Consider the following 6,009-nt stretch of genomic DNA (forward strand, 5'->3'; position numbering starts at 1 on the left):
GTTCAACGATCGATACTCAACAGTGCACGTAGAAACCCATGAAGCGGCCCAGCACGTACCAACAAAAAACAAAACCCGGATCCTCTCCGTTTTAGGCGAACCCCGCACAAAACACAAGCTCTCCCCCGTGCCACTTCCGTGTCATCGCCAAATCCGCAACCCGCGCGCCATACACACATTTCCCACACCCCACGCATCCCATATAGTGTCTGAGATCAAAGCACTCGACGGTCACAACCAACCAGCAGTCGAAGAGGGATATAAAACGGCATGAGCACCAACTCCACCCAGACCCCCAACCAGCCCGGCAAACCACCCCTTCCCGCCAACCTGGTCAATCTCTCCCGCCTCGTCACCGCCTACTACACCCTCCATCCCGATCCCGCCGTCCCCTCCCAGCGCGTAGCCTTCGGAACCTCCGGCCATCGCGGCAGCGCCTTCAAAACCGCCTTCAACGAAGACCACATCGCCGCCATCACTCAGGCCATCGTTGACTATCGCCGCGACCAGATGACCACCGGCCCCCTCTTCCTGGCCCAGGACACCCACGCCCTCTCCGAGCCCGCCTTCGCCACCGCCCTCGAAGTCCTCGCCGCCAACAGCATCGACGTCATGGTCGATACCGATCTCGCCTACACTCCCACCCCCGCGCTCTCCCACGCCGTCCTCACCTACAACGCGACGCACAAAGATCATCAATCGGATGGCATCGTCATCACCCCCTCCCACAACCCCCCGGAAGACGGCGGCTTCAAGTACAACCCACCCAACGGCGGCCCCGCTGACACCACTGCCACCAAGTGGATCGAGAACCGCGCCAACGAGATTATCGCCTCAGGTCTCACCGCCGTAAAAAAAATCCCCTACGCCAAGGCCCTCGCCGCCTCCACCACCCACCGTCACGACTACATCACCGCCTACGTCGACGACCTCAGCAACGTCATCGACTTCGACGTCCTCAAAAACACCACCCTCAAGCTAGCCGTAGACCCACTCGGTGGAGCCGGCGTCCACTACTGGCCACGCATCGCAGAAAAGTACCTCCCATCGTTACAAATCATAAACCCCAACGTCGACGCCACCTTCCGCTTCATGACCTGTGACTGGGACGGCCGCATCCGCATGGACTGCTCCAGCCCCTATGCCATGGCCAGCATGATCGCAAACAAGGAAAAGTACGACGTAGCCTTCGCCGCCGACACCGACCACGATCGCCACGGCATCGTCACCCGCACCACCGGCCTGCTCAACCCCAACCACTACCTCTCCGTCTGCATCCAGTACCTCTTCACCCATCGCCCCGAGTGGTCAGAAAAAGTAGGCATCGGCAAAACCCTGGTCTCCTCCAGCATCATCGACCGCGTCGCCAGAGGCCTCAACCGTCCCATGCTCGAAGTCCCGGTAGGTTTCAAGTGGTTCGTCGACGGCCTCATCGACGGCACCCTCGGCTTCGTCGGCGAAGAGTCAGCCGGAGCCACCTTCCTCCGCCGCAACGGCCAGGTCTGGACCACCGACAAGGACGGCCTCATCCCCGGCCTCCTCTCCGCCGAGATGACTGCGCGCACCGGCAAAGACCCCGGCCAGCTCTACGCCGAACTCACCGCCAAATACGGCGACCCCGTCTACGAGCGAATCGACGCCGCAGCCACCAAGGATCAAAAAGCAAAGTTAGCCAAACTCTCCCCACAACAAGTCACCGCAAAGGAGCTGGCAGGCGAACCCATCACCGCCATCCTCACCGAAGCGCCCGGCAACCACGCCCCCATCGGCGGCCTTAAAGTCACCACCGAGAACGGCTGGTTCGCCGCCCGCCCCTCCGGCACCGAGGACGTCTACAAGATCTACGCCGAATCCTTCAAAGGCAAAGATCACCTCAAGCAGATTCAGAGGGAAGCGCAATCACTGGTCACCGCCGCCATCGCGTGACCTCAAACAAGCAGCGAGTGCCCGCAAAGTTCGCAACGGGGCACTCGCCAATCGCACACATTCAAATCAATGCGCCGCAGCCACCCCAATCGAGTCCAGCGTCGCAATCACATCCGCAGGAATCTCAATCGTCGCGGCCGCAAGATTCTCCCGCAGATGCCCCACCGATGATGTTCCCGGAATCAGCAGCATATTCGGCGAACGATGCAGCAGCCACGCCAGCGCCACCTGCATCGGAGTCGCATTCAAAGACGCTGCCGCATCATCCAGCACAGAAGACTGCAGCGGCGTAAACCCTCCCAACGGGAAGAACGGAACATACGCGATCCCCTGCTTCGCCAGGCTGTCGATAAACTCGTCATCGCTTCGATTGGCCACGTTATACAAATTCTGTACGCACACAATCTCCGCGATCCCCTGCGCCTCAGCCAGCTGCGTCGGTGTCACATTGCTCAGGCCAATATGGCGAATCAGCCCCTGCTGCTGCAGCTCCGCCAGCACCGTCACCTGCTTGCCGATCGAGCCCTCCTTTGGACCATGCCCATCTCCCATCGTCCTGTAGTTCACAACATCCAGCGCCTCCAGCCCGAGGTTACGTAGATTGTCATGCACCCCATCGATCAGATCCTGCCGTCCAATCGCCGGCTGCCACGATCCATCCGCCGGCCGCTTCGCCCCCAGTTTCGTCACAATCACCAAGCCATCCGCATAAGGATGCAGCGCCTGCCTAATAATCTGGTTCGTCACATGCGGCCCATAAAAATCGCTGGTGTCGATATGGTTCACGCCAGCCTCTACCGCCTCCCGCAGAACCGCAATCGCCGCATCCACATCCCGCGGCGGCCCAAACACCTGCTTTCCCGCAAGCTGCATCGCGCCATACCCCATGCGATTTACTCGCATCCCGGTCTTCGGAAAAGTAAAACTGCCGCCCAACTTCGCGCTACCATCTGTCTGTGTCATCACCGTGTTCTCCTCTTTTCAATTCCCTGCCATCACAGTTACCTGTAGTTAGATGAAGAAAGCTTCCGCTTAGGAGTTCGCATTTGCCTCAAGCCTCGCACACGCTCCTGGAGCCCCGTAAACAGCCAGTTCAAGCTCGCTCCACTGCCAGCGTCGATGCCATTCTCGACGCCACCACTCAGGTTTTACTGAGCGTAGGAAAAGAGCGCCTCACCACAACCAGGGTAGCTCTGCGTGCAGGCGTCTCCATCGGGACCCTCTACCAGTACTTTCCCAACAAGAGCGCTCTCCTGCAAGCTGCCTTGAAGCGTCACCTCGACGACGTCACCAAAGCCATCGAACAAGTCACGCAGGAGCAAAAAGGAAACACCCTCGAGAGTATGGCGACCGCTCTTATCACCACCTTCCTCCGCGCCAAGATGAAGGATGCCAAGACCAGCGTCGCTCTCTACTCTGTCAGCTCCGATGTGGACGGAGCCAAGATGGCGCAGCGCATGGGCCTCCGCTCCAACAAAGCCGTAGTGGAGATGTTATCAACCACCTGCGAGCCTCTCGCCAAAGATCCGCACCTCGTAGCCTCCATGCTGATGAGTGCCATGGCCGGAGTCAGCCGCAGGCTGCTTGAATCCGGCGCCCCAGAAAAACACTTCGACACCCTGCATCAAGAGCTCCTCTTCATGGCGTCCACCTATCTGCAAGCAGTCAAAGCTCCGCAAGCGACAGTTACTCATCGCCTATAGTCTCTACTTCTTGCATACAGGCTTCCCCCCAAGAACGTCACCTCCACCGAAGCCATGCAGCTTTCACACGGCGCAGCAGAGACCACCCGTAAGAAACGTCAACTCGACCGAAGCCGTTCACAGTCTTATCGTGAACGGTGCAGTGGAGAGACCCCCGTATCTCGCCTTTGTCTCTGCTTTTGCTCTTCGTCCACCCACAAAAAATAATTTGGAGTTTTGCACAGCCTTCTCAGGTCAACCTGCAAAAAATCGCCTCCTTTACTACTTCCCACTACGTCTAACGTGACAGGCAAGAGAGAAGGAGTTTAACGAATGCAGATTCAAATCAGCAGCGATAAAAACATCTCCATGCACACCAAACTCTCCAACTTGATCGAGTCCGATCTCAACCGCATCTTGGACCGATTCAAAGACCAACTCACCCGTGTTGAAGTTCACCTCAGCGACGAAAACGGTGACAAGGCCGGAGCGCAGGACAAACGCTGCCGCCTCGAAGTCCGTCATAAACATCACCAGGCACTCGCCGTCACCAACGACTCCTCTGACATTCCCACCGCAGTCACCGGTGCCGCCGCCAAGATGCAGCGTCTTCTCATAAGCACCTTCGGCCGCATCGAAGACAAAAATCGCTCTCTCACCACGCGAACCAGCGGCGAGGGCCAGAATCTGGTCCTGAAACCCGACGCCGTCTAAAACCTGTCAATCCCCGAAGTCCCAAATCCCCATGCGCCACGGGCACATTCTCGTGGCGCATGAGTTTCTAGTAATCCATTAAAATAAATAAGGAGCTCAGGAAAACTGAAACCTGGCTCTTCACTACAGGCGTCGTTCAGAAGCGAAGCGGTCTCTGGCTGCCATCGAGCAAACAAAACAACGAACAAAGCGAAAACGGTATAGCTCAGCATCCTGACCGTGGGCGTAGTCGAAGGGGATGGATCGCTGTATTGCTGTCGTTTGTTTAGGCAAAGTACGAACGCCGCGTTCGATCCAAGAGGAGGCTAATGCAACGCCGGAGCGTCTTTTTGATCTCTATCCTATTGATTACAAGTATTTTGCGCACAACCCTTTATCCTTCAACATTTTACAGACACCGACCCCTCGTAAACTGCTGATAAAAAGTACCTTCTCCGCAAGATACCCCCATGAGGGGGGAGGGGCTACACAGCAGGCAAACCAACGAGCCTCCGTGATACTCTGCCGCCGAAGAGGCTCTGCCAACAATGGCCATTAACCGCCGCACCTTCTGCGCCCAAACCGCTACCATCCTCCTCTCGCGCAATCTCCTGACCGCCCAGGCCCTGCACCCAGCACCACCCTCCGCCCGCCCCGACGTCGCCGCGATCGACCATGATCGCATCCTCGCCCAGGCCAATAGCTACCTCACCCAGCCCCCCGTCCCCCTCACCACCCTGCTCTGCCCCCGCAGCCCCGGCACCCCTAACGATTTCTACTCCGAAGCCGAAGACTACTCTCCCGACCCCGCCAACCCAACCGGCCCATGGACTCAACAGACCCAGCACCCAGACAGCACCCCCAACCCTGCCGCCTTCTCCGCCCACCGCGACGCCCTGCTCAACCTCAGCCTCTACGTCCCCGCCCTCACCGCCGCCTTCCTCCTCACCAGCGACCCACGCTACGCCCAGCAAGCCGCCGCTCACCTCCGCGCCTGGTTCCTCACCCCCGCCACCCGCATGACGCCCAGCATCCAGTACGCCCAGACCATACCCCCCGCAAAAAACGGCCGCCCAGAGGGAGTCATCGAAGCAGTCCACCTCGCCGAGATCGTCCAATCGCTCCCCTTCCTCCTCCCCTCCGAAGTCTTCACCGACGAGGACCTCGCCACCCTCACCAAATGGTTCACCGACTACTTCGACTGGCTTAACACCTCCCGCCTCGCCGGCCTCGCCCGCGACCATAAGAGCCACCACGGCTCCTCCTGGCTCCTCCAGGCCGCCGCCATCGCTCACCTCACCCAGCTCACCGACGACAGCCCCCTCACCACCCTCCGCCACCAGTACAAGAGCTCCACCATCCGCGCCCAGATCCTCGCCGACGGCACCTTCCCCCACGAGCTCACCACCCCAAACCCATACCGCAACACCCTCTTCAACCTCGACATGCTCGCCGCCATCTGCCTTCTCCTCTCCTCCCGCTTCGAGAGTGTCTGGGACTACGAGCTCCAGGACGGTCCTGGCATGCGCACCGTCGTCGCCCGCATCTACCCCTACATCCTCAGCCGAGGCTCCTGGCCCTACCGCGCCGACGCGACCTACTTCACCTCGCTCCCCATCCGCCCCCCCAGCCTCCTCTTCGCCGCCCGCGCCTACGACCGCCCCGAGTACGCCGCCCTTTGGAAGACCCTCCCCCCCGACCCACCCAA

General features: G+C 59.6%; 5 protein-coding genes. 4 read left to right on the forward strand and 1 reads right to left on the reverse strand.

The features are described 5' to 3' along the window. The first annotated feature begins 270 nt into the window (after positions 1-270). On the forward strand, positions 271-1,926 hold the full coding sequence (pgm, locus tag GSQ94_RS17000) for a phosphoglucomutase (alpha-D-glucose-1,6-bisphosphate-dependent) (protein ID WP_158945055.1): 1,656 nt from the start codon (positions 271-273) through the stop codon (positions 1,924-1,926). 66 nt (positions 1,927-1,992) lie between these two features. Here pgm and GSQ94_RS17005 read toward each other — a convergent pair whose 3' ends face one another. After that, entirely contained in the window at positions 1,993-2,889 is an 897-nt protein-coding gene (locus GSQ94_RS17005) for an aldo/keto reductase family oxidoreductase (RefSeq protein WP_158945056.1), read from the reverse strand. An 83-nt stretch (positions 2,890-2,972) separates the two neighbouring features. Here GSQ94_RS17005 and GSQ94_RS17010 point away from each other — a divergent pair, with 83 nt between their 5' ends. The 3 genes from GSQ94_RS17010 to GSQ94_RS17020 form a co-directional block, all read left to right on the forward strand. After that, positions 2,973-3,629 (forward strand): TetR/AcrR family transcriptional regulator, encoded by a 657-nt coding sequence (locus GSQ94_RS17010; RefSeq protein ID WP_158945057.1) that lies wholly within the window; start codon positions 2,973-2,975, stop codon positions 3,627-3,629. 312 nt (positions 3,630-3,941) lie between these two features. Beyond that, positions 3,942-4,322 carry an HPF/RaiA family ribosome-associated protein gene (locus GSQ94_RS17015; protein ID WP_158945058.1) on the forward strand — a complete coding sequence of 127 codons (381 nt, stop codon included), beginning with the start codon at positions 3,942-3,944 and terminating at the stop codon, positions 4,320-4,322. 527 nt (positions 4,323-4,849) lie between these two features. Further along, the coding region (locus GSQ94_RS17020; protein ID WP_158945059.1) for an alginate lyase family protein at positions 4,850-6,009 on the forward strand (1,160 nt) is incomplete at its 3' end.

Origin of the sequence: Granulicella sp. S190, from assembly GCF_009766095.1 — a bacterium.
Classification (GTDB): domain Bacteria; phylum Acidobacteriota; class Terriglobia; order Terriglobales; family Acidobacteriaceae; genus Edaphobacter.

Coding starts and splice junctions, on each gene's coding strand:
- GSQ94_RS17005 (WP_158945056.1), bottom strand. CDS start 2,889: ATGACACAGACAGATGGTAGCGCGAAGTTGGGCGGCAGTTTTACTTTT.
- pgm (WP_158945055.1), top strand. CDS start 271: ATGAGCACCAACTCCACCCAGACCCCCAACCAGCCCGGCAAACCACCC.
- GSQ94_RS17015 (WP_158945058.1), top strand. CDS start 3,942: ATGCAGATTCAAATCAGCAGCGATAAAAACATCTCCATGCACACCAAA.